11 protein-coding genes are annotated in these 24,808 nt (G+C 76.2%); 3 read left to right on the top strand and 8 right to left on the bottom strand.

All coding sequences use genetic code 11. The features are described 5' to 3' along the window. Positions 1–173 precede the first annotated feature (173 nt). The 3 genes from IR158_RS14355 to IR158_RS14345 all read left to right on the top strand — a co-directional run bounded on the left by IR158_RS14355 (position 174) and on the right by IR158_RS14345 (position 4,431). Positions 174–935, top strand: a complete 762-nt coding sequence (locus IR158_RS14355; RefSeq protein WP_291814101.1) for an isoprenyl transferase — start codon at positions 174–176, stop codon at positions 933–935. Positions 936–1,304: 369 nt separating this feature from the next. Further along, positions 1,305–2,621 carry a PhoH family protein gene (locus tag IR158_RS14350; RefSeq protein ID WP_291814544.1) on the top strand — a complete coding sequence of 439 codons (1,317 nt, stop codon included), beginning with the start codon at positions 1,305–1,307 and terminating at the stop codon, positions 2,619–2,621. Between the two features lie 154 nt (positions 2,622–2,775). Next, the gene (locus IR158_RS14345; protein WP_291814100.1) at positions 2,776–4,431 is read left to right on the top strand and encodes an MDR family MFS transporter; all 1,656 of its coding nucleotides are present in this window, start codon (positions 2,776–2,778) and stop codon (positions 4,429–4,431) included. Positions 4,432–4,491: 60 nt separating this feature from the next. On the opposite strand, the gene IR158_RS14340 is transcribed toward IR158_RS14345, so the two are convergent. The 8 genes from IR158_RS14340 to IR158_RS14305 form a co-directional block, all read right to left on the bottom strand. Beyond that, positions 4,492–7,248, bottom strand: coding sequence for an FtsX-like permease family protein (locus tag IR158_RS14340; RefSeq protein WP_291814099.1), 2,757 nt, complete (start codon positions 7,246–7,248; stop codon positions 4,492–4,494). Further along, complete coding sequence (locus IR158_RS14335; protein WP_291814098.1) at positions 7,245–10,544, bottom strand: FtsX-like permease family protein; 3,300 nt, start codon at positions 10,542–10,544, stop codon at positions 7,245–7,247. The genes IR158_RS14340 and IR158_RS14335 overlap by 4 nt, the downstream gene beginning before the upstream one ends. After that, complete coding sequence (locus IR158_RS14330) at positions 10,544–11,266, bottom strand: ABC transporter ATP-binding protein (RefSeq protein WP_291814097.1); 723 nt, start codon at positions 11,264–11,266, stop codon at positions 10,544–10,546. The genes IR158_RS14335 and IR158_RS14330 overlap by 1 nt, the downstream gene beginning before the upstream one ends. After that, positions 11,263–12,276 carry an ABC transporter ATP-binding protein gene (locus IR158_RS14325; protein ID WP_291814096.1) on the bottom strand — a complete coding sequence of 338 codons (1,014 nt, stop codon included), beginning with the start codon at positions 12,274–12,276 and terminating at the stop codon, positions 11,263–11,265. Before IR158_RS14325 ends, IR158_RS14330 begins: the two co-directional genes overlap by 4 nt. Before the next feature lie 17 nt (positions 12,277–12,293). Further along, positions 12,294–15,113, bottom strand: coding sequence for an FtsX-like permease family protein (locus IR158_RS14320; protein ID WP_291814095.1), 2,820 nt, complete (start codon positions 15,111–15,113; stop codon positions 12,294–12,296). Continuing rightward, the gene (locus IR158_RS14315; protein WP_291814094.1) at positions 15,110–18,466 is read right to left on the bottom strand and encodes an FtsX-like permease family protein; all 3,357 of its coding nucleotides are present in this window, start codon (positions 18,464–18,466) and stop codon (positions 15,110–15,112) included. The genes IR158_RS14320 and IR158_RS14315 overlap by 4 nt, the downstream gene beginning before the upstream one ends. A 185-nt stretch (positions 18,467–18,651) precedes the next feature. Continuing rightward, entirely contained in the window at positions 18,652–21,423 is a 2,772-nt protein-coding gene (locus IR158_RS14310) for an FtsX-like permease family protein (RefSeq protein WP_291814093.1), read from the bottom strand. Next, complete coding sequence (locus tag IR158_RS14305; RefSeq protein ID WP_291814092.1) at positions 21,420–24,773, bottom strand: FtsX-like permease family protein; 3,354 nt, start codon at positions 24,771–24,773, stop codon at positions 21,420–21,422. The genes IR158_RS14310 and IR158_RS14305 overlap by 4 nt, the downstream gene beginning before the upstream one ends. Positions 24,774–24,808 lie beyond the last annotated feature (35 nt).

Here is a 24,808-nt window from a genome sequence, read left to right as displayed (position 1 = left end):
CCGCTCTCTGCTCGTGCGTCGCCTGCCTGACCTACGTGAACGTAGGTTACGTCGCCGTAGGTGACGTGTCATGGGACCTCTGCAACGTGCCCCGGAGCCCGACCTGCCCCCGGCACCCCGTCGCGGCGAGTACCGTGTTGGACGTCCGACGACCCGCCCCTGGGAGGCTACGCGTGCGCCTGCCGCACCCGCTCTACGGCCTGTACGAGCGCCGCCTGGCCGCGTCGCTGCAGCCGGACCAGGTGCCGCGCCACGTCGGCGTCATCCTCGACGGCAACCGCCGCTGGGCCCGCGACAGCGGCCTGTCGTCCGCGACCGGGCACCGGCGGGGCGCCGACAAGATCAGCGACCTCCTGCAGTGGAGCGAGGACATCGGTGTCGAGGTCGTGACGCTCTGGCTGCTGTCGACCGACAACCTCGCGCGCGACCCTGCGGAGCTGGGTGACCTCCTGCGGGTCATCGAGGACGTCGTGGGGGAGCTCGCCGCGGAGCGCCGCTGGCGCATCCAGGCGGTGGGCGCGCTCGACATGCTCCCGGACTGCACGGCCGCCGCGCTCAAGGCGGCGCAGGACGCGACGGTCGACGTGCAGGGGCTGCACGTCAACGCGGCCGTGGGCTACGGCGGGCGGCGCGAGATCGCTGACGCGGTGCGCTCCTTCCTGCGCATGCACGCCGACGCCGGCTCGAGCCTCGACGAGCTGGCGGAGGCGTTCGACGTCGAGCACATCGCCCAGCACCTGTACACGAAGGGCCAGCCCGACCCGGAGCTCGTCATCCGCACGTCGGGCGAGCAGCGCCTGGGCGGGTTCCTGCTGTGGCAGAGCACCCACTCCGAGTTCTACTTCTGCGAGGCGTACTGGCCGGACTTCCGGCGCGTCGACTTCCTGCGTGCCGTGCGCGCGTACAGCCAGCGCGAGCGGCGCCTGGGGCGCTGACGTCCTCCCGCCAGGTGAACGCCGTGTGACTTCTCGCGTGTCGGCGCCGGATCGCGGGCGTCGTGTCGGTGGTGCGGGTTACCTTCGGACACAACGGACGACACCCGTCGTCCCGGGAGGTCAGCCCATGGAGCATGCGCTCCGGGAGGAGGGCCGGACCCGGCCCTCGGCCGGCCGACCCCGTCCCGCCGTCGAACGCCGGTCCGTCTGCGCTGCGGCGCCAGGGACCGTCGGGAAGCGTCCAGACCGGCGCTGAGGCGCCGAGGGGAGCCTGCCGTGGACCAGACCTCGAAGCACGACCCGGCAACCACGACCGCGACGAGCGCCACCGCAGCGTCCGAGACCGACGGCTCCGCACCGGGCCCCCGCCTGACCTACGTGCTCGACACGTCCGTCCTGCTGTCCGACCCGCGCGCGATCCTGCGGTTCGCCGAGCAGGACGTCGTGATCCCCGTCGTCGTGATCACGGAGCTCGAGGCCAAGCGGCACCACGCGGAGCTCGGCTACTACGCCCGCAGCGCGCTGCGCCTGCTGGACGACCTGCGCATCAAGCACGGCCGGCTGGACGCCCCAATGCCGGTCACCGACGAGGGTGGCACGCTGCGGGTCGAGCTCAACCACGTGGACCTCGCCGTGCTGCCCGCCGGGTTCCGGCTCGGCGACAACGACACGCGCATCCTCGCGGTCGCCGCCAACCTCGCGGCCGAGGGGCAGCACGTCGTGGTGGTGTCCAAGGACCTGCCCATGCGGGTCAAGGCCTCGGCCGTCGGCCTGGCAGCGGAGGAGTACCGCGCCGAGCTCGCGGTCGACTCCGGGTGGACGGGCATGGACGCCCTCGACCTGTCCGAGCAGCAGATGGCCGACCTGTGGGAGCACGAGTCGGTCGCGCTCGCGGACGTCGTCGTGGGCCCCTCGGCCCTCCTCGGCGGCGCGAGCGACCTGCCGTGCCACACGGGGCTGGTGCTGCACAGCCCGCGCGGGTCGGCGCTGGGGCGCGTCACGGCCGACAAGCACGTGCAGCTCGTGCGCGGCGACCAGGACGTCTTCGGCGTGCACGGTCGCTCGGCGGAGCAGCGCGTCGCGATCGACCTGCTCCTCGACGAGGAGATCGGCATCGTCTCGCTGGGAGGGCGTGCCGGCACCGGCAAGTCGGCGCTCGCGCTGTGCGCGGGTCTGGAGGCCGTGCTCGAGCGGCGCCAGCACCGCAAGGTGATGGTCTTCCGGCCCCTGTACGCGGTGGGGGGCCAGGACCTGGGCTACCTGCCCGGCGACTCGGCGGAGAAGATGAGCCCGTGGGCGCAGGCCGTCTTCGACACCCTCGGGGCGCTGGTCAGCAAGGAGGTCGTCGAGGAGATCCTGGACCGCGACATCCTCGAGGTGCTGCCGCTGACCCACATCCGCGGCCGGTCGCTGCACGACGCCTTCGTGATCGTCGACGAGGCGCAGTCCCTCGAGCGCAACGTCCTGCTCACCGTGCTGTCGCGCATCGGGCAGTCGTCCCGCGTGGTCCTCACGCACGACGTCGCGCAGCGCGACAACCTGCGCGTCGGCCGGCACGACGGGGTCGCTGCCGTCATCGAGGCGCTCAAGGGGCACCCCCTGTTCGCGCACGTCACGCTGACCCGCTCGGAGCGTTCGCCCGTCGCCGCGCTCGTCACCGAGCTCTTCGAGGGCATCGAGGTCTGAGAAGTCGGCGCGTCGGCCGTGCGCTGCCGTGCGCACGGCCGACCGCCGCGCCGGACGCTGCACGCGGGCGTAGTGTGGCGCGCCGGGCGGGGACGAGGGTCCCGCGCCCGCGGACCACCGCGCCGTACCGGCGCCCCGTAGACCGGAGCACGTCATGACCGCACCCGCCCCCGGCGTCGACCTGGGCGGCCGGAGCCCGTGGAGCATCCTGCCCCCGCTGTGCCTCGGCTTCTTCATGATCATGGTCGACACGACCATCGTGAACATCGCCGTGCCGACCCTCCAGGCCGCGTTCGACGCGAGCCTGGTGACCGTCGGCTGGGTCAACAGCGCCTACCTGCTCACCTTCGCGGTGCTGCTGCTGGTCACCGGCCGGATGGGCGACCGCTTCGGGCCGCGGCCCGTGTTCGTCGCCGGGCTCGTCGTGTTCACGGTCGCGTCCCTGGCCTGCGGCCTCGCGGGGTCGGTCGGCGTGCTCATCGCCGCGCGCGCGGTGCAGGGGATCGGCGGCGCGCTCATGACGCCGCAGACCATGGCGATGATCACGCGCGTGTTCCCCGCGCAGAAGCGCGGTGCCGCCCTGGGCATCTGGGGATCGGTCGCGGGCGTCGCGACCATCACCGGCCCGGTGCTGGGCGGGGTGCTCGTCGAGAGCGTCGGCTGGGAGTGGATCTTCTACGTCAACATCCCGGTGGGCGGCGTCGCCCTGTGGCTCGCGCTGACGCGCCTGCCCGCGCTGCCGACGCACGCGCGGACGTTCGACGTGCCGGGTGTCGTGCTCTCCGTCGTCGGGATGAGCCTGCTCGTGTTCGGCCTGCAGGAGGGTGCGGCCTACGACTGGGGCACCATCGTCGGGCCGGTCACGGTGCCGCTCGTCATCGGTGCGGGTGCCGTCGTCTCCGGCGTGTTCCTGATCTGGCAGCGCCACCGGGGCGAGGACGCGCTGCTGCCGCTGCGGCTGTTCGTGCACCGCAACTTCGCGCTCGCCAACCTCGCCGGCGCGGCCGTGTCCTTCGCGATGACGGGCATCTTCTTCCCGTTCACGCTGTACCTGCAGCAGGTCCTCGGCCTCTCGCCGCTGCACGCGGCGCTCGTCGGCCTGCCCGGCTCGCTGATCTCGGGGGTCGTCGCGCCGTTCGCGGGCCGGCTCTCCGACCGCGTGGCCGGCAAGTGGGTGGTCTTCACCGGGTTCGTCGTGCTGGCCGTGTCGATCGGCGTCCTGGCGACGCAGGTCCAGCCCGACGTCGCGGTCTGGCGTCTCGTCGTGCCGATGCTGGGCTTCGGTGTGGGGACCGGGCTGGTGTTCTCGCCGCTCGGCAACCTCGCGACCACGGGTCTCGACCAGCGCAACGCCGGTGCCGGCGCGGGCGCCTTCAACACGAACCGGCAGATCGGCGGGGTCATCGGGTCCGCCGTCGTGGTCGCCGCGCTGACGTCGCGCCTCGCCGCCACGATGCCGGCGGCGGCGCAGGACGCGGCACGGTCCCTGCCCGACGCGGTGCGTGAGCCGTTCGTCGAGGGCTTCCGTCAGGCTGCGGCCGCCGGGCTGGGTGCCGCGGGCGGGGGCGTCGACCTGCCCGCCGACGTGCCCCCCGACGTCGCCGACCAGGTGCGTGCGGCCGCGCAGGCCGCCGTCGAGGCCGGGTTCGCCGCAGCCGCAGCGCAGACGCTCGCGGTGACCGTCGCCGTGCTCCTCGTCGGCGCCGTGTGCGCCTTCGCGATGCGGGGCGGCCGGCCCGGGCACGAGCTGCCGGGGGCGTCGGGGCAGGCCACGCCTGTGGTCGGGGTCGCTGGCCCGCCCGCAGGCTGACGGACCAGCGCTGACGGACCAGCGCTGACGGACCAGCGCTGACGGACCAGGGCGCGCGCGTCAGCGCGCGCCCACGCGCAGGACCTCCCCGAGCCGTTCCCGGCGCCGGACGGCCTGCTCGACGAGGACCGCCACCAGCAGCGCGACGGCGAGCGCCCCGGCGGCGACCAGCACGGGCCACCACGTGAGCTCGATCGGCACGTGCCCGGGGGCGGCCGTCACCCAGGACAGCCCGAGGGCGTCCCCCACGAGCACGGGCAGCGCGAGGCCGATGGCGCTGCCACCGACCAGGCCGCCGACCACGAGCGGTGCCAGCTCGCCGAGGGTCGCCCACCGCGCCGTGCGTGCGTCGAGCCCCAGTGTGCGCAGCGTGGACAGCGTGCGCCCGCGCTCGCCCGAGGTCGCGACGACCACCAGTGCCAGCCCGATCACGGCGAGCACGCCCAGCGCACCGACCGCGGCGACCAGCAGGACGGCCAGCGCGCGGGGCAGCGGCGCGTGCGACCACGTCTCGTACCAGTCGTCGCGCGTCGTCACCGTCACCTTCGGCAGGCGCGCGATCCCGGAGTCGGCGACGGCCTGCTGCGCCCTGGGGCCGGTGACCCAGGCGCGCGTCGTCGACGGCGGCTTGTCCGTCCGGGCGGCGAGGGCACCGGCGTCGACGACGACCACGCCGTCGTCCTCCGTGCGGGAGGCGTGCGTCGCGCGGGCATCCGCCGGTGGTGCGCCCGCGTCGATCGACAGCGACGTGGTGCCGCGCACGTCGAGGTCCACGCGTCCCTTGATGACCTGGAGCGGGACACCGTCCTCGGCGTCGACGCGCGCGAGGAGCTCCGCGTCGACGAGGGCGGGGACCTGCGCGCCGGACGGCTCGGCCAGGGCAGCCAGACCCGGGTCGACCGGCAGGCCCATCGCATCACGGACCCGTGCGAGCTCCGCGGCGTCGACCACGAGCACGGCGGCGGTGAGACCACCACCGCTCCCGAAGATGCGCTCCTCGATCTGTGCGGCGGTGGCGACGGCCGTCACCCCGTCCGCCGACGCGATCTGCTCCAGCGCCGCGACCGCGCTCTGCGAGGAGAGGATGCCGTCGGCGCCGTCGATGCGGACGTCGGCGCCGACGAGACGGTCGGCGGCGACCTGCTGCCCCTCCTGCACGTTGTGCACGACGATGCCGCTGAGGACCATGAGCGCGACAGCGACCGTCACGCTGACGAGCGGCAGCAGGGCCGTCGCACCCCGTTGCGCGCGTGTCGCCGCCAGGGGGGCGGCCAGACCGCGCGACCGGGCCGCCCACCTGCCCGCGGCGCGGACCACGGCGGGCGCGATGCGGACCACCAGGAGGGACGCGGCGACGGCCAGCAGGAAGGGTGTGGCCACGAGCAGCGGGTCCGGCTCCGCACCGTCGTCGGGTACCAGACCGCGGCCGCGCAGCGACACGAGGGCCAGCACCGCCACGGCGACGGTGACGATCTCCGCGACGAGGCGACGTGCCCCCCGTAGCCCGGCGAGCCGCGCGCGCTCCCTGCGGTCCGCGGGGACGCGACGACCGGTCCACGCCGCTGCGGCGGCCCGCGCCGCGAGGATCGCGGGCGCGGACGCGGCCACGACGACGAGAGCTGCCGGCAACCAGGTCGACCCCCGCTGACCGGGCAGCCACACCGTGATCGCCACACCCGCGAGGAGGGCGGCCACGCAGGCGACGGGCACGGACTCGACCGCGCCGCGCAGCGCGACGGACGCCAGCGAGGCACCACGGGCGCGTTCGCCCGCGAGGTGGCTGCGCCGGCGCTCGACGAGCAGTGCCGCGGCCAGGACGAGGCAGCACGCGGCCGTCGCACCGATGCCCGCCAGGACGAGCGAGGCCTGTGCGGTCGTCGCGCGGGCGTGCGCCTCGTAGGCGTCGAGCACGTCCGGGAGCGTGCTCGTGACGTCGGGGTCCTGCGCCATGAGGGTCACGACGGCGCGGCGCAGCGCGGGGACGTCCTCGGTGCGGAGCCGCTCGGAGTCGGCGAACGCGATGGCCTCACCGGTCAGCTGCTTGCTCCCGATGAAGCGGGCCAGGTCGGAGGCGGCCGCAGGAGGCACGTACAGGGAGAACGACCCGGCCACCTCGTCCGCGGGGTCTGCCGGCACGACCTGCAGCAGGTCGGGCGCGATCGCCCAACGATCGTCGGCGGGGTCGACCGGCTCGTACAGGCCGGTGACCCAGACCTCCTGCACCGAGCTGCGGTTCCTCAGCTCCACGCTCACCGGCCCCGCAGCGGGGTCCACGCCGAGCACCCGGGCGACGGGGAGGCTCAGACCCACCTCGAGGTCAGGGACCGGCGGCGGGTCGGGGTCCTTCGGATCGGGGAGGACGATGAGCTCCGGGGCCCGGCCCACCGGCCACGTCACGGGTTCCGAACGCCGGCCGGGCGCGTCCATCAGGAACAGCCGCGCGGAGAGGTCCGTGCCGCCGATGGTCGCGGTGTACGGGACGGACTTCACGAGCGCGATCGCCGGGCGCAGCCCCTGGGTCACGGTGTCGACCCATCCCGCCGCCTCGAGCGGTGCAGCGAACGGGAGGCCGCCGAGGCCCTGTGGCACGGCGCGGACCGTGACCGCCCCGTCGAGCCCGGCGTTGACGACGGCCGTCCGCAGCGCCGTGACGGCCGTCCGGTCCAGCAGCCGGGGGACGGCCAGCAGCGCCAGCAGGGTCGCGATCAGCAGCACCGCGGTGCCCAGCAGCAGGCCCGCGTCCTGCCGTGTGCGGCGGCGCGTCACGAGCAGCGCGTCACCCGTGGTCGCGCGTGCGCGCGTCGCCAGCGTCGTCATCGGTCGTCTCCCATCCGCAGGGCCGCCCCGGAGGTGCGGCGCACCCCGGCGACGACGACCGCCGCGACGACCGCCGACGCGCCTGCGGCGACGGCGAACGTCTGCAGGGCCTGGTCCCCCCACACCCACACGAGCCAGGGATCCGGGGCGGGGGTGCGCCCGTCGGGCGACATCGTGAGCAGGGGTGCGACGACCGCGGCCAGGCCGTAGCCCGCCAGCATCCCGGAGAGCGCGCCGACGACGACCAGGACCGTGCTCTCGGCGAGCAGGCCGCCGACCAGCCCGGGGCGGGAGGCACCGATGGCCTGCAGGCGCGCCAGCTCGAGCCGGCGGGCGCGCACCGACGCCGCCGCGACCGAGCCCGCGCCGATCAGGACGAGGAGCGCTGCCGAGAAGCCCACGAGCGACAGGGCGACGGGCACCGCGACACTGATCGGTCCGGTCAGCGCCTTGTCCTGCTCGCCCGCACGGGTGCGCACGACGGCGTCGACGTCGGTCAGCCCGGCGGCGACGGTGGCACTCGTCGCCGCGGGTGCGGCGACCCACCACGCGTCGACCATGCCGGGCGGGCCGCCGCTCTCGAGCACCGCGCGCGTGAGCGTCGTGTGGTCCGCGAGGATCGCGATCCCGCGGGGCGCCCCCGGGACGTGGTCGACGTAGCGCACGACCCGGGCGTGGACGTTGACCCCGTTGATGCTCATCGTCAGGGCGCGCGCCGTGCCGTCCAGGCGGTCGTGCAGCGCGTGGCTCGCGACGACGGGGACGGAGCCTTGCGCCGGCCACGCCCGTGCCACCAGCCGGGCGGGCGCGCTCGACCAGGGGTTCACCTCCATGTTCGACTGCAGGTCCAGGGAGCCCGCTGGCGTGGACATCGTGCTCTCGACCTCCGCCAGGAAGATCCTGTCCTCCTGGTGCAGGCCGGCGGACCAGCCGCCGACGTCGACGGCGACGGCGGTGCTCGGCGCGTCCGGGACCTCTGACGCGAACCTGATGCCTTCGGAGCGGGCGACGGTGCGCACGCCGGTGATCGACAGCTCGACCGGGGCGAGCATCACACCGGTGCCGCCGCTGCGCTCCAGCGCGAACACGAGGTCGGGCGCAAGCTCCTCGACCGTCACGAGCGCGTCCACGGCGACGACGCGCAGGGTGCCCCTGCCGGCGGGCGGGATCTCGTAGACGAGGGGTTCCGACGCCCCGAGCAAGGTCGAGCGCGGCCCGAGCTGGGTGAGGACACCGCGCTCGTCCTCGACCGTCACACCGACGAGCGCCTTGCCCGTGGTCCCCTCGAGCGTGCCGACCGTGCCTTCGACCACCAGCCACTGCGAGTCGGGCGGCAGCGGGGTGCCGGCGTCGAGCGCGGGCTGCGACTCCGCGAGCTCATCGACCACCGCGCCCCACGGCACCGCACCGTGACCGCGCAGGTCCTGCGGCCGCGACGCGTCGACCGCGACGAGCCGTGCGGACACCCCGGCGGAGTTACCACGGGGACCGAGGGAGATGGGACGGTTCACGACAGGTTGACCGTGCGCGTCGTCGTGGGCGGCCGTCGCCTCGGCGAACATCGCCGAGGCCGTGAGCGCGGGGTCGGTGATCTCGTCCGCCCGCAGGTCGGTGCCCAGTGCGAGGTTCACCTGCTCGACCTGCGACGTGCGCCAGGTCGCCGCGAACCCGGTGGCGAAGGTGCCCGCCGTCACCGCGATCGTGACGACGAGGACGGTACCGGTGGTGACCGAGGAGCGCCGTGCGACCTGCCACGCCGCGAGCGGGACGACGAACGACCGTGCGCGTCCCGCCAGCCGCTCACCGACGCGTGCGACGGGCGCGACGGCGCGCAGCGCGACCGTCGCCGCCGCCAGCGTGACGAGCGCGGGGCCCGCCACGAGCACCGGGTCGATGCGGGGTCCGTCCACGCCGCCCGTCAGGGGCGAGCCGTACACGACGAGCTGCCACATCGCGAGCCCGCCCAGCGCCAGCAGAGCGACGTCGCCACCCACGCGCAGGATCCCGGCGTGCGCGGTCCCGGTCGTCGACCCCGCGGTGTGCCACGCGGGGACGCACAGCGTCACGGCCAGCACGCCGGCCATGGCGGCGCAGGCGAGCAGCGCGCCGTCGGGCACCCCCGGGTCCATCGCGTAGCCCGCGTCGGCCAGCAGGCCCGAGCGGCTCGCGAGATCGAGCACGAGGCCGGCGAGCCACGGCGAGACCAGCCAGGTGACCCCTGCGAGCGCGAGCGCCTCGAGCACCACCAGGGACCGGAGCTGTCGTGGCGAGGCGCCGCGTGCGGCGAGCAGCTCGCTCTCGACGGCCCGTCGCTCGGCCAGGAGCCGGGCCGTCAGGAGCATGACGGCGGCGGCGAGGGTCGCCAGCAGCAGCCCGATGGTGATGACCGCCGCGCGTGTGACGACGAGCTCGCGCCAGGTGGCGTCGATCGTGTCGTCGACGTCCGTGACGAGCCGTCCCCCGACGTCCCCGAGCGCCGCGGCGAGCGTCTCGCTGCCGTCGCGCATCTCGGCCCGCAGCTCGGCGATAGCCGCGTCCGAGGCGTCGGCGAGCTGCGGGTAGGTCAGCAGGTACGCCGTGTCGACCTTCTCGGGGCCGGCGAGCGCCGCGGGGTCCACGACCAGCGGACCCCATGCGGTGGTGGTGAACATGCCGGCACCGCCCGGGACGTTGAACCCCGGCTGGATCCCGCGGCCCCACAACCTGTCCCGGGACCACGCGCCGAGCGGGCGGGCCGCCTCGTGCGTCCCGACGACCACCCACGTGCGGTACTCGGTGGTGTCCCAGTCGCGGGCGTCGATGGTCGCGCCGACCTCCCACCCGCGTGCCTCGGCCGCGACGGCGGGCACGTTGACCTCGACCCGGCCGTCGTCGTCGACGGCTCGGTCCGGCCACCGGCCCGTGAGGAGGGTCGCGGCGTCGTGCGGGAGCGATGCGAGGTAGGTCAGCTCCGGCTGCGTCGCGTCGGGGGCCTTCGGCAGCGCGTGGATCGAGCCGATCAGCCACGTCTCGTCGGTGGTGGGCACGTCACCGGTGATCTCGGCGATCCCGGCCCGCGCGTCCTCGAGCACCGGCCCCACGTCCTCGCCACCGACCCACAGGGTCGACTCGATGCGCACCTGCGCGGGGTCGAGCCGGTCGAGCGCCTCCGGCACCGCGCGGGTCTCCGCGACGTTCAGCAGCCCGGCGAGCACGCCGACGAGCGTCGTCGCAGCGACGGCCACGACCGCCACGACGAGGACGACGGCTGCCTGGTCCCGCAGCCGGCCGCGGAAGAGCCGTGGACGCCAGCGCATCAGCGGTCGACGAGACGACCGTCGGCGAGGCGCACGACCCGGTCCGCCAGCGCCACCATCACCGGGTCGTGGGTCGACACGATCGCGGTCATGCCCTCGGCCTCGACGACCGCGCGGATGAGCGCCATGACGGCGCGGCCGGTCTCGGAGTCGAGCTGGCCGGTCGGCTCGTCGGCGATGAGCAGCCGCGGGGAGTTCGCCAGGGCACGGGCGATGGCGACGCGCTGCTGCTGACCTCCCGACAGCTGCCCCGGTCGCTGCTTGGCGTGCGGCCCCAGACCCACGAGGTCGAGCAGCAGCTCGACGCGCGCCTCGCGCTCGGCGACGGGCGTGCGCCGCATCCGCAGCGGCACGCCCACGTTCTCGGCGGCCGTCAGCACGGGGACGAGACCGAACGTCTGGAACACGAACGCGACGACGTCGCGGCGCAGCGACACCAGACCCCGCTCGTCCAGCGACGACACCTCGCGTCCGGCCACGACGATGCGCCCGGCGTCGGGCCGGTCGAGCCCGCCGATCGTGTTGAGCAGCGTCGTCTTGCCGGACCCGGAGCGTCCGACGAGGGCGACGAGCTCGCCCGGGGCCACCTCGAGCGAGATGTCCTGCAGCGCGTGCACCGCGGCGTGGCCCGAGCCGAAGGTGCGGTCCACGTGCTCCACGAGCACGAGGGGCCCGTCGCCCGTGCGGTCCGCGCTGCGCGGGTCGGTCGTGGTGGCGGTCATCGGGCTCTCCGTCCGTGTCCGGTGCGGTGCGCGTCGGACGAGGCGTCGTCCGCGCCGTCCTGGCCCCGACGGACCGCGACGTGCGACTGCTCGAGCGTGAGGCGCACGCGCCCGACCAGGTCGAGGGTCTCGCGGTACTCCTGGGGCAGCTGGATGCGTCCTGCGCGGTCGAGGACGGCGAACTCCTCGGCGACCTCGTGCTCGGTCCCGTCGTCGCGCGTCGCGGTGCGGCGCAGCACCTCCGAGCTGGTGCGGCCGTCCCGGATCTCGACGGTGCGCTGCACGTGGTCGCTCACGCTCGGGTCGTGCGTGACGACGACGACGGTCGTGCCCAGCTCGCGGTTGACCGAGCGCATCGCCTCGAGGACGTCGTTCGACGTCGCGGTGTCGAGCTCGCCCGTGGGTTCGTCGGCGAACAGGACGCGCGGGGAGTTGGCCAGGCCGACCGCGATCGCGACGCGCTGCTGCTCGCCGCCGGACATCTGGCCGGGCCGCCGGTCCGCGCAGTACGCGACGCCCAGCACGTCGAGCAGGGCCGCTGCCTCGGTGCGCCGCTGCTGCCGGGGGCGACCGGCGAGCGACATGGGCAGCTCGACGTTCTCCTGGGACGTCAGGTACGGCACGAGGTTGCGCGCCGTCTGCTGCCACACGAACCCGACGGTGGAGCGGCGGTACTCGACGCGCTCGCGGGCCGTCATCGTCATGAGGTCCCACTCGGCGACCCGGACGTTGCCGGCGGTGGGGACGTCGAGCCCGGACAGCACCGACAGCAGCGTCGACTTGCCGGAGCCGGACGCGCCGACGACGGCGACGAGCTCGCCCTCCTCGACGAGCAGGTCCAGGCCCTGCAGGGCCTGCACCTCGATGCCCTCGGACTGGTAGATGCGCACGAGGGACTCGCACACGATCAGCGACGTCCGCCCGAACGCCTCGGGACGTGCCCGGGCACGTTCCTCCAGCACGGCGAGGCTCGTCGGGGGCGCGTCCTGCACCGTCGACCTGTGGTCCATGGCTTGCTCCATCCTGGTCACCGTTCACCCACCCGCAGTACTTCTCCCAGCCGGTCCCGCCGCCGCACGGCCTGCTCCGCCGCGACGGCGACGACCAGCGCGAGGAGCAGGACGACCACCGCCGCCGCCACCGGCCACCACGTGAGGTCGACCGTGGCGCCCTCCGGCTCGGCCGTGAGCAGCGTCAGCCCCAGGGCGTCGCCGATCAGCGCCGGCACGCCCAGCCCGATCACGACCCCACCGACCAGCCCGCCCAGCACCAGCGGGGCGAGCTCGCCCAGCGTGGCCCAGCGCGCGGTGCGGGCGTCGAGCCCGAGCGTGCGCAGCGCCGACAGGGTCCGCCCGCGCTCGCGTGCCGTGGCGACGACGACGAGCACCAGGGCCAGGACCGACAGGGCCGCGAGGACACCGACCGAGGCGACGAGCATGGTGGTCAGCGCCGACGTCAGCGGGCCCTGCGACCACGCGGTCCACCAGCCGTCGCGCGTCGTCACGACGATGCCCGACGCGGCGGTCGGGGCGACGTCGGGGGCCTCGACCGCGGCCACCGCACCCGGGCCGGACACCCACGCACGGTCCACCCGCGGCGCCTGCTCGGTCACGTCCGCGAGCAGGTCACGGTCGACGACCACGAGCCCGTCGTCCTGGTCCCGCGCGCCGACGTTCGCGTCGACCGGTTCGCCCTTGTCGGGCGTCAGGTCCGTGGTGCCGCGCACGTCGACCGTCATCGTCCCGCTGAAGCCGGACATGAGGACCTCGGTGCCCTCGATCGCGGCCCGCTCGAGCAGCGCGGCGCTCACGAGCGCGGGCACGGAGCCGTCGGGTCCGGGTTCGCCGAGCGTCGCGAGCCCGTCGTCGACCGGCAGCCCCATGGACCGTCGCGCCTCGGCGAGCTCGGCGGCGTCCACGACGAGCAGCGTGGCCGTGACCCCGGTGAACTCGCCGAACGCACGGCGGGTCAGCTGGGTGCCCGTCGCGACGACGGTCACGCCCGGGTCGGCCGCGAGCCGCCCGAGCAGGTCGCCGCCCACCTCCGTGTCGAGCAGGCCGTCGAGGCGCACCGGTGCGCCGACGAGCTGGTCGGCGGCCAGGTGCTGACCGGACCGGATCGTGTGGACCAGGGTCCCGGACATCACGACGAGCGCGACGGCGACCGTGACGGTGAGCAGCGGCACGACCGCCGTCGTGGCGCCGTGGGCGCGGGCGACGGCCAGCGGCGCGGCGAGCCCGCGCGAGCGCGTCACCCACCGGCCGGCGGCACGGACCACCGCGGGGGAGACCCGCACGACGACCAGGGCGGCGGCGGAGGCCAGCAGCACGGGCGCGGCCGCGAGCAGCGGGTCCACCTCGCCCGAGCCGAGCGGGATGAGCCCGCGACCGCGGACGGAGACGACCGCGGCGACGGCGAGCAGCACCACGAGCGCCTCGGCGACGAGGCGCCGCACCCCCCGGCGTGCGCGCTGCGCCGCACGGACGCGTCGGTCGGCGGGCACGCGGCGGCCCGTCCACGCCTGCGCGGCCTCGCGCGCCGCGAGCACGGCCGGGGCGAGCGCGGCGACGACCCCGACGGACACGGCCAGCAGCGCGGACCCCGGCTGGTCGTACAGCAACGCGAGCACGGCGCCCGTCGCGATCACGCCGACGCCGACCACGACCGGCACGGACTCCAGCAGTGCGCGCGTCAGGATCGAGGCGATCGACGCCCCGCGCGCCCGCTCGGCCACGAGGAAGGGACGGCGTCGCGCGACCAGGAGGGACGCGGCGAGCACGAGGCACAGCGCCGCCGTGCTCGCGACTCCCGCGACGACCAGCGAGGCCTGGGCGCGTGCGGCGGACATGCGGGCGTCGAACGCCGCAACCACCTGCGGGAGCCCGCTGGAGAGCTGCCCGGTCCTGGCCGCGAAGGACATGACCTCGGACGTCAGGGCGTGCGCGTCGCCGAGTGACATCCCCTCGGTCCGCACGGCGGCGCGCGCCGTCCCGCCGACCTTCCCCCTGCCGGCGACCTCCACCATGTCGTCGACGGACTCGACGGGGACGTACGCCGCCGTGTGGAGGGCCGTCTTGGTCGTGGACGGGGAGGTGATCGGCCCGAGCAGCCCGGGCTGTCCGACCCAGACCTGGTCCTGCGCGTCGACGGGCTCGTACAGGCCGGTGATGACGACGTGGTCGAACCGGCTGTCCGTCCGCCGGTCGATCGTGTACGGCCCGTCCGCGAGCGTGATGTCCAGCGCGGCGGCCGTGGCGGTGCTCAGACCGACCTCGACCGTGGCGGGCGTCGGAACGTCCGGTGCTGCACCGTCGTCCTCGCCGGCCGCCTCGCCCTGCGCGTCCGCCGCCTCACCCTCCGCGTCCGCCGCCTCGTCCGCGTCGGGGAGCGCAGGGCTGGGCGCGGTGCCTGCGACCCAGCGGACCGGCGACGGGCTGCCCGGCGTCGCGACGTGCACGAGCTCGAGGGCGAACAGGCCGGCAGGCGAGTCGGCGACGACGTGTCCCGACCTCACCGTCACGACCGTCTCCTCGGTGGCGTCACCGAACTGCGACTCCAGCCACTGCGCCGCGGTGTACGCGTCGTCGACGGGACCCTCCGAGAGGTCGATCACCGGCGGTGGGACGGCGATGAGGTCGGCGTCGGTGCCGGCCGCACGGATGGTCTGGCGGACGGCCTCGTCCGCGGTCCGCTCGAGCAGGCGCGGCACCCCGAGCGTCAGGACGAGCGTCACCAGCAGCAGCAGCGCGGTGCCGACGAGCAGACCGGTGTCCTGCCTCGCGCGCCGCTTCGTGACGAGCAGGGCGTCGGCGCCGGTGGCGCGCACGCGCGTCGCGAGGGGGGTCACCGGTCGTCCCCCAGCCGCAGCAGCGTGCCCGAGGCGCGTCGGACCAGCGCCGCGGCGAGGACCGCGACGACGGCGCACGCGGCGAGCGTCAGGCCGCCCGTGATCGTGAGCGCGGCGACGTCGTCCCAGCTCGGTAGGGGTGCGGGCACCGGTGTCCGGCCGTCGGCGGACACCGTCAGGACGGGCGCGACGACCCGGGCCAGGCCGTAGCCGATCCCGAGGCCCGCGCCGGCACCGAGCGTCACCAGCAGCGCGTGCTCGCCCACGAGCCCGGCGACGAGCGACGGCCGCGCCGCACCGAGCGCCTGCAGGCGCGCCAGCTCCAGGCGACGCGAGCGCACGGCGGCCGTGGCGCTCGTGCCGAGCCCCACGAGGACCAGCACACCGGTCGCAGCGGTGACGAGGGACAACGCCGCAGGCACGGCAGCCCGCAGCGGGCCCGTCACGGCGGATGCGCGCTCGCTCACCCGCACGGTCGCGTCCCCGCCCGCGGCCGCCGCCACGGCCGCCGCGAGTGCCGGCGCGGCGTCGTCGGACGCCGTCAGCCACCACGCGTCGGCGAGGGTGTCGGTGCCGCCGGCCTCGACGATCGCCCGGCCCAGCGCGGTCCGGTCCACGAGCATGGCAGGCCCGCGCGGGCTCCCCGGCAGGTACGGGACGATGCCGTCGACCTGCAGCTTCACCGCGGCGTCGCCGACCCGCATCCAGAAGACGTCGACCGGTCCGCCGAGGACCGCGCTCTCGGCGAGCTCCTCGGTGATCACGGCCCGCACGACCCCCTGCGGTTCCCAGGCGTGCGCGACGAGACCGCCGTTGGTGCTCGTCATCCCCGTCATGTCGAACTCACCGTCGAGCACCAGCGCGTTCGTGGGCCGACCTGCCGGGTCGGGCGCCGTCGCCGCCGTGCCCGAGACCAACGAGCGGGTCGTGCCCTTGCTGGTCGTGTAGCCCTGCCAGGTGGCGCCGCTGAGGTCGACCGGCGTGCCGGCGCTCGACAGGGCCGCCTGCTCCTCGGTCGCCCCGGCGGCACGGTCGACGACGCGCGCGTCGTGCAGCGCCAGGCCGACGTGGCCGAGCCGCTCGCCGGGCCCCGTCGCGTCGGTGGCGGCGCGCGGCGGCTCGAGGAGGGTGATCGAGGCGGTGGCGGCGACGAGGCGCACCGTGCCCAGAGCCCGCGGCAGGGGCACCACGACCTCCTGCGGCACACCCAGGGTCTGCTTGGGCACGGTCACCCAGGACCGCAGGCCTGTGTCGTCCTCGACGGCCAGCCTGAGGTTGGCGGTGCCCACCGCGGCCGGCGCGGAGGCGGACGTCACGGTGGCGACGAGCCAGTGGGGGTCCCCGGGGAGCGGCGTGCCGGGGCTCTTCTCGACGGGCTTGCCGTGGCTCGTGACCGAGAGACCACCGACGACGTTGGGCCAGCCCGGCTGCGAGCGGCCCCGCAGCGCCTCCGGGTGGTCGGTGTCGACGGCGAGGAGCTGCGTGTCGACCAGGGCGCTGCCGCGGTCGGTGCCGAGCGACTGCCCGACGACCACGGGCCGCTGGCCGACGGGTTGCACACGGGTGCCCGCAGGGGCGTCCGCGACGGCCGCGCGGACGTCCGCCGACGTCGTCAGCGGTTCACCGCGCTGGACGTCGACACGGGCGTCGGTGCCCACCGCGGCGTCGACCTGCTCGAGCTGTGACGTGCGCCAGGTCGTCTGGAACGCGTGCGAGAACGTGGCGGCGGCCACGGCGAGGACGACGACGAGCGTCGTGCCGGCCGCGGCGGCGGGACGGCGTGCCACCTGCCAGGCGGCGAGCGGGGCGACCAGCGAGCGGCTGCGGTCGGCGAGCGCGTCGGCGACGCGAGCGACGGGCGTGACGAGGCGCAGCGCGAGCACCGCGGCCCCGAGCGCGACCAGGGCCGGCCCGGCCACGAGGACGGGATCGAGGCGCACACCCGACGCCGACGTCGACGCCGTCAGCGGGGCGCCGTAGTCGAGCAGCTGCCACAGCGTGACCCCGGCGAGTGCCACGAGGGCGAGGTCCGCACCCGTGCGGACGAGCCCGACGTGCGCGGACGAGCTCGACGAGCCGCTGACGTGCCACGAGGGCACGACGAGGGCCACGGCCAGGACGGTCGCGACGGCGGCGCACGCGAGCCACACCGACGGCGGCACACCGGGCGGCGTGTGGAGCCCGGCGGTGTCGAGCCCGCCGTACGCGGCGAGCCACGAGAAGGCGCCGCGCGCGAGCCACGGGGCGACGCCGGCCGCGACGGCGGCCAGGACCACCGCCTCGAGGACGGCGAGCGACCTGAGCTGGCTCGGCGAGGCGCCGCGCGCGGCGACGAGCTCGCCTTCGGAGGCACGCCGCTCCCCGAGCATGCGGGCGGCGAGCAGCATGACGGTCGTCGCCAGCACGACGAGGAGCAGCCCGACCACGATCACGCCGACGCGCGTCACCGCGAGCTCACGCCACGCCGCGTCGATGGTCTCGTCGAGCGTGGTGCGCACCGCGCCGCTGACGTCGGCCTCGCCGAGCGCCTTGGCCAGGAGCACCTGCGCCGAGTCGAGCGCCTCCCGCGTCGCCGGGACCGCGCCGCGGGGGGCGTCGGCGACCTGCGGGGTGACGTACAGCTGCGCCGTGTCGACCAGGCCCTCGCCGAGCAGCGCCTCGGGCGCGACGATCATGGGTCCCCACAGGTCGGTGAGGATCTTGCCCATCGTGCCGGGCACGGGGAACGCCCCGTCGTGCGAGGTGCCGCCCAGCCGGTCCCGCTTCCACTCCGTCGCCGTGCCGGTGATCCGGTGCGTGCCGACGACGAGCCACGTGTCCGTCGTCTCCGCGCCGGTCACGTGCACCGGTACCTGGCTGCCGACGCTCCACCCGTACCGCTGCGCGGCCACCTGCGGGACGTTGACCAGCAGCAGACCGGCGTCGTCCCGCGCGCGGTCGGGCCAGGTCCCGGACAGCAGGTCCGCCTGCTCGGGTACCAGCGGGGTGCTGGCGGCGTACGCGAGCGGGTCCGCGGGCGTCCCGTCGGGGCGGGGCAGCGACCACAGGCGGCCGTGCAGCCACGCCTCGCTCTCGGCGGGCAGGTCGCCCAGCACCCCGGTCAGGGCCCGCTCGGCCGCGGTGAGCGCAGCCGCGGAGTCCTTGTTGCGCACCCGGATGTTGGCCTCGAGCGTCACCGCCGAGTCGGGCGCCCGCGCGATCGCCGCGTCGAGCGCGTCGTTGCTCGTGACGTCGAGGAGGAACGCGAAGGTGCCGAGCAGGGTGGTGGCGACGAACGTGACCAGGGCGACCGTCGCGACGACCGCGGCCTGGTCGCGCAGCCGTCCGAGGAGGATCCGCGACCGCCACCCCATCCGGCCCACCTCCCGCAGCATCGCTGACCGCCCGGTGCGGCTCGGCTGACGGCGATGCTAGGCGACACGAAGCCGCAGGTGGATGCTGCTTCAACACCCGTTCGAGTGACACAAAAGGTTGGGGAGCAACGGGGGTGGATTCACCCTCTCGGGTGCGTCGTCGCGCCTCCCGCGCGAGCGACCCGTCACGGACCGCCGACCCGCAGGACCTGCCCCAGGCTGTCGCGGCGTCGCGCCCCCTGCTCCACCACGACGGCCACGAGCACGGCCAGCACCAGCACGGCGACCGCTGCCACCACGGGCCACCACGTCAGGTCCACCGTGGTCCCCTGCGGCTCGCCCGTCAGACGGCGCAGGCCGAGCGACCCCCCGATCAGGGCAGGCAGGCCGAGCCCGATCGCGCACCCGCCGACGAGACCGCCGACGACGAGGGGGGCGAGCTCCCCGAGCGTCGCCCGGCGCGCGGTCCGCAGGTCCATGCCGAGCGTGCGCAGCGCGGACACCGTGCGGCCGCGCTCGCGGGACGTCGCGACGACCACCAGGACGACCGCGAGCACCGCGAGGACGGCGAGGACGCCGGCGGCGGCGAGCAGCAGGGACGTCATGGCGGCCGGGACGGGGGAGTGCGACCACGCCTGGAACCAGCCGTCGCGGGTGGTGACGGTCAGCCCGGAGGTCGCGACCGGACCGACGGCGGCGGTGGCGACCGCCTCGACCGCCCCCGGACCGGCGACCCACGCCCGGTCGACGCGGACCTCCTGCTCGGGCTCGGCGGCCAGCCGGTCGCGGTCGACGACGACGATCCCGTCGTCGGCCGAGCGGACCGGCAGGGAGGCACGTGCGTCCAGCGGCGGCGCGCCCCGGTCCGGTGGCAGGTCCGTCGCCCCGCGCAGGTCCAGGCGGATCGTGCCGGTGACGCCCGTCATGGCGATCTCGGTGCCCGTCAGCGCGGCCACCTCGAGCAGCGCGGGGCTGGCGAGCGCGGGGACGGCCCCGCCCTGCCCGGGCTCCCCGAGCGTGGCCAGGCCCGGGACCTCGCGCAGGCCGAGCTCGCGGCGCACCGTGGCGAGCTCGGCCGCGTCGACGACCAGCAGCGTGGCCGTGAGCCCGGTGCGCTCGCCGAACGTCCGCCGGCTCAGCTGGGCGCCCGCGGCCACGGCGGTGACACCGGGCTCGTCGCCCAGGGTCTCCAGCAGCGTCTGGCCCGCCGGTGTCCCCATCGGCCCGTCGATGCGGACGGGGGCGCCGACGAGCTCGTCCGCTGCGAGCTGCTGCCCCGTCCGCACGGTCTGCACGAGCGTCCCGGACAGCACGAGGAGCGCCACCGCCACGGTCGTGGCCAGCAGCGGGACGACGGCCGTCGCGGCGGCGTGCGCGCGCGCCGCCGCGAGCGGTGCCGACAGCCCACGGGACCGGACGGCCCACCGGCCGGCCACCCGGACGACCGTGGGGGAGAGCCGCACCACGACGAGCGCGGCCGCACCGGCGACGAGCGCCGGTGCCGCCGCCAGCAGCGGGTCGATCCCGCCCGACGCCAGCGGCACGACGCCGCGCCCGCGCACCGAGACCACGGCGGCGACGGCCAGGACGACCACGACCGCCTCGGCGACGCGACGGCGGGCGTGGCCGCGGGCCCGCTCCGCTGCGCGCTCCTCACGGTCGGCCGGGACGCGCCGCCCGTTCCACGCGGTCGCGGCCTGGAGCGTCGCGAGGACGGCGGGGGCACCGGCGGCGACGCCCGCGACGGCGAGGGCGAGCGTCACCGACGCCTCCTGCTCGGGCAGCCACCACTCGACGGCAGCGGCCGCCAGCACACCGACGAGGACCACGACCGGCACGGTCTCGAGCAGCGACCGCAGGGCGACGGAGACGAGGGACGCGCCCCGGGCCCGCTCGGCGGCCACGAGGTCGCGCCGCCGGCCGGCGAGGAGCGACGCGCTGAGCACGAGGCACAGCGCGGCGGCCGTGGCCACACCGGCGAGCACCAGGGACGCCTGGGCGCGCGCGGCGGACATCCGTGCGTCGAACGCCGCGACGACGCCGGGGAGGCGGGTCGTCACCCCGCCCGACCGGGCCGAGAGCGACTCGACCGCCTCGACGAGGGTGTGCGCGTCGGCCACCGTCATGCCGTCGGTGCGGACGGCGGCACGCGCGGCCACGGACACGTCCCGGCGCCCCACCGCCGTCACCAGGTCACCGACGGACCCCGCAGGGACGTACGCCGACACCTGCATCGTCGTCCTGGCGCCCGGAGGTGCCGCGCGCACCGCGAGCAGGCCCGGCGAGTCGAGCCACAGCGACGCCGCCGGGTCCGCCGGTTCGTACAGCCCCGTCACCACGAGGTCGAGGCGCTGCCCGGCCTGTTCCCGGCGGAGCACGACCAGTCCGTCGTCGAGCGCCAGTCCCAGGTCCTCGGCCGCGACCGCGCTCAGCCCGACCTGGACGGTCCGCGTCTGCCGGCCGTCGACCGGGTCGAACACACCCTGCGCCGCCGGGGCGACCGCGGTGGGCTCCGTGCCGGCGACCCACCGCACCGGTGCGGCGTCCTGACCCGGGACGGCGACGTGGACGAGGGTCGCGGCGACGTCCCCCGCAGGGGTCGGGACCGTCAGGTGCCCGGTGCGCAGCGTCACGACCGGGTCGTGGATGCGGTCCCCGAACGCCGAAGCCAGCCACGCGGCGGCGTCGTGGCCGACGTCGGCGAGGTCCTCGCCCTGCAACTGCTCGGGGGCGACGGCCGCCACGAGGTCGGCGTCGAAGCCCGCCACGGTGATCGTCTCCCGCAGGGCGGCGTCGGCCGCGCGCTCGACCAGGCGTGGCACGGCGAGCGTCAGCACGAGCGCGCACAGGAGCAGCACCGCCGATCCCGCGAGCAGGCCGACGTCCTGGACGGCGCGCCGCCGGGTGACGAGCCAGGCGCCGGCCGTGGCCGCGCGCAGGCGGGTGCGGGCGCTCACCGGTCGTCCCCCATCCGCAGCAGGGCACCCGACGCCCGCCGCACCAGCAGCGCGGCGAGCGCGCCGACGACCGCGCACGCCCCCAGCGCCAGGCCGGCGGTGAGGAGCAGCACGGGACCCGCGTGCCACGCCGGGACCGGCTGCGGCACCGGCGCCGCGCCGTCGGGGGAGACCGTCAGGAGCGGGGCGACCACGCGCGTCAGCAGGTACCCGATCACGAGGCCCGTGCTCGACCCGAGCGCGACGAGCAGCGCGTGCTCACCCACGAGGCCGGTCACGAGCGTGGGCCGCGCCGCTCCGAGCGCCTGCAGGCGGGCCAGCTCCAGGCGGCGTGAGCGGACCGACGCGGCGGCGCTCGCACCGAGCCCGACCAGTGCGAGCAGCGCCGTGGCCACCGTGACCAGCCCGAGCGAGGCCGGCACGCTGCTGCTCAGGGCGCCGGTCACCGCCTCGTCCCCTGCCGTGACGCGCACCGTGGGGCTCGCGCCGAGCGCGTCGGCGAGCTGTGCCGCCGTGCGGGCCGCGGTGACGTCGGGCGCCGTCAGCCACCAGGCGTCGACGAGCGGGTCGGTGCCGCCGGCCTCGACCGTGGCCCGCGCGAGTGCCGTCCGGTCGGCGAGCACGGCGGGCCCCCGCGGGGTCCCGGGCACGTACGGCACGAGCGCGGTCGCCCGGGCGCGCACGACCCCGTCGCCCGTCCCCAGCCGGAACTCGGCCCCGACCGTGATCTCGCCGCGCTCGGCGAGGTCGCGCGTCATGACGACGGGTACCGGGCCGACCGACGGCCAGCTGTGCGCCGCCAGGAGCGCGCCGTCCCGGGCGGCGACCTCCAGGTCGAACGTGCCGCGCAGCACCAGCGCGTCGGGCGGGACCGCTGCCGCGGCGTCGAGGCCGTCACGGTCCGTCCTGAGCCCGGAGCCCGTCGCACCGGTGCCCGCGCCGGCCCGCCAGCTCGTGTCCCGCAGGTCCACGCGCACGCCGCGGTCACGCGCGTCCAGGGCGGCGCCCAGCGTGGTCAGGCGCGCCGTGCGGTCCACGACCCGCACGTCGCCCACCGCCACCCCGAGGTCACCGAGCGGGGGTGGGGCGTTCGCCACGTTCGCGGCGCGCGGGGGTGCGGGGCCGGAGGCGAGGACCGCCCGCAGCGCGACGACGCGCAGCGGCCCGTGCGCCCGGGGGACCTCCACGGCCACCGTCGAGGGGTCCGTCAGGTCCGTGACCGACGCGGTGAGCCACGCCTGCACGCCGGCGTCGTCCTCGACCGCCAGCATCACGAGGGCCGTGCCCTCCAGGTCCGGGCCCGCCAGGGGCACCACCCGGGCCGTGAGCCACTGCGGGTCGCCCGGGAGCGGGACGCCTGTGGCACCGGACGCCGCCGCGTCCGACCGCTCGCCGGCCAGCCCGTCCAGCAGCGTGGCCCAGGACGGGTCGACGCGCCCGCGCAGCGCCTCGGGGTGCCGGGTGTCGACGCCGGTCAGGTGCGTGTCCAGCCCGTACGTCGGGATCGCGCTCGACCTGGAGCCCCCGACCGTGCCACCCCTGTCGGTGACGGCCTGCGGCCGGGTGCCGTCCGGTGCCTGCGCGAGGGCGGTGCGCACGTCCGCCGAGACCGTCAGCGGCTCGGTGCGCGAGGCCGCGAACCGGATGTCGGTGCCGACGGCGAGGTCGACCTGCTCGAGCTGCGAGACGCGCCACGTCGCGGCGAACGCCTGCGCGAAGGTGGCCGTCGCCACCGCGAGGACCACGACGAGGGTCGTGGCGGTCGCGGTGACGGTCCGGCGGGACACCTGCCAGGCGGTGAGCGGTGCGAGCAGGGACGTGCTCCGGCTCGCGAGCGCGTCGACCCCGCGCGCCACGGGACCCACCAGGCGCAGCGAGAGGACCGCGACCGCGAGCGTGACGACGGCGGGTCCGGCGACGAGCACGGGGTCCAGGCGTGCCGCCGACGGGCCGTGCGTCAGCGGTCCGCCGTGCGCGAGCAGCTGCTGCAGCGTGACGGCCCCGAGCACGACCAGGCCCACGTCGGTGCCCGCCGCGACGAGGCGGGTGTGCGGGGAGGCGCTCGACGAGCCGCGCGTGTGCCACGCCGGCACCACCAGCACGACGGCCAGCACCAGCGCAGCGGCGCCGCACGCGAGCCACACCGGGACGGGCACTCCCGGCGGGACGCGCACCCCCGCCGCGCCCAGGGCGGAGCTCTCGAGCAGCTGCGTGAACGCGACCCGCGCCGCCCACGGTGCCGTCGCCGTGACGGCCGCGGCGAGGACGCACGCCTCGACCACTGCCGGCGAGCGCAGCTGCGCAGGGGTCGCTCCGCGCGCGACCAGCAGCGCGCCGTCACCGCGCCGACGCTCCGCGACCGCACGTGCGGCCAGCAGCATCACGGTCGTCGCCAGGACGGCCAGCAGGAGCCCGGCGACGGTCACGCTCACGCGCGTGACGGCGAGCTGCCGGACGGCGCCGTCCACCGTGTCGCCGAGCCGGGTCTGCACGGTCCCGACCGCCCGCACCGGCTGCAGCGCGGCCGACAGCAGCGGTTGTGCCGCGGCGAGCCGGTCCCGCGCCTGAGCGAGCTCGCCGCGCGGCGCGGCGGACAGGTCGGGTGTGGCGACGAGGTGGATCCGCTGCGCGGCACCGGGTTCGAGCAGCGCGTCCGCGGCGACGACCACGGGTCCCCACGCGTCGGTGGTGCTGTAGCCGCGCGACCCCGGCACGGGGAAGTCGCGCGCGTGCCCCGCCCCGTCGAGCAGGTCCCGTGACCACGTCACCGCGGGCCCCGTGAGCTCGTGCGTCCCGACGACCATCCAGCTGTCGGTCCGCGCGTTGCCGATGGTGCTGACCGGCACCTCGGAACCCACCCGCCAGCCGTAGCGCTCCGCGGCGACGGCCGGCACGTTGACCTGGAGGCGGCCGGCGTCGTCGCGGGGCGCAACGGGCCACCCACCGGACAGGAGGTTCGCGTGCTCCGGCACCTGCGGCGTGCTCAGGGGGTAGGCGAGGGGGCGCTGGGCCCCGGTGCCGTCGGCCGGTGCGACGCGCCACAGGTGGCCGGTCAGCCAGACGCCGCGGTCGTACGGGATGTCGCCCAGGGTCGAGCGCAGCGTGTCCTCCGCGGCCTCGAGCGTGGCCCGCACGTCACGGTCGCCGACGTCCACGACGGCCTCGAGGTCCAGGTCGGCGGCCGGGGCGCGGGACAGTGCGGCGTCGACCGCGTCCTGGCCGGTCACGTCGACGAGGAACGCGAAGGTGCCCAGCAGCGTGGTGGCGGCGAACGCCACGACGGCGGCGGTCGCGAGGACGGCGGTCTGGTCACGCAGGCGCCCGAGGAGCACCTGCGAGCGCCAGCCCATGCGTGCACCTCCCGTGTCGCGTCCGTGCCCGGACG

The organism is Cellulomonas sp. (assembly GCF_015234515.1).
Classification (GTDB): domain Bacteria; phylum Actinomycetota; class Actinomycetes; order Actinomycetales; family Cellulomonadaceae; genus Cellulomonas.
The sequence above is the reverse complement of the archived record's forward strand: the minus strand, read 5'-3'. Positions and strand labels throughout refer to the sequence as shown.